Origin of the sequence: Streptococcus sp. SS-4456 (assembly GCF_036680365.1) — a bacterium.
In the GTDB taxonomy this organism is placed as follows: Bacteria; Bacillota; Bacilli; order Lactobacillales; family Streptococcaceae; genus Streptococcus.
The window spans coordinates 1-581 of record NZ_JAVIHI010000096.1; the positions used below are offsets into that span (position 1 = coordinate 1).

1 protein-coding gene is annotated in these 581 nt (G+C 45.6%); it reads left to right on the forward strand.

Annotated features, from left to right (window positions below):
* Window positions 1-581 (forward strand): DNA cytosine methyltransferase (locus RFK25_RS11820; RefSeq protein ID WP_332413547.1); only part of this gene is annotated, 581 nt, incomplete at both ends.

Consider the following 581-nt stretch of genomic DNA (forward strand, 5'->3'; position numbering starts at 1 on the left):
TATCCTGGATGAAGCAGGGTACGACCTTGAGTGGCAAGTGTTCAATTCAAAAGACTACGGAGTTCCCCAAAATCGAGAACGCATCTACACTCTCGGACATCTTAGAAGCAGAGGTCGACGAAAAGTACTACCTATCAGCGGAGAAAGCGGTAGCCATCTTAAGCAACTTGTAGGTGGCATGCAAAGCTATCGTGTCTACGACCCGAGTGGAATTGCCACAACTCTTGTTGGTGAGGGTGGAGGACTTGGTGCTAAGACAGGTCTTTATCTTATTGACCAATCTTTGACAGAACCAAAGTTGACAGATGAGGCACGATGTATCACCGCACGATATACTGCTGGAGCTACAAAGCGGACTGCGATGAATTCTGGAGTACTCGAAATTCAACCTATTCTGACACCCAATCGAATCAATAAGCGTCAAAATGGACGTAGGCTCAAGAAACAGGATGAGCCAATGTTCACATTGACCTCTCAAGACCGCCATGGTGTTCTTGAAGGTATCAAGGTCAGAAATGGTACAAAGCAAGGTTATCAAGTTGCTGAGGTAGGTGATTCAGTGGATTTATCTTATCCCAACT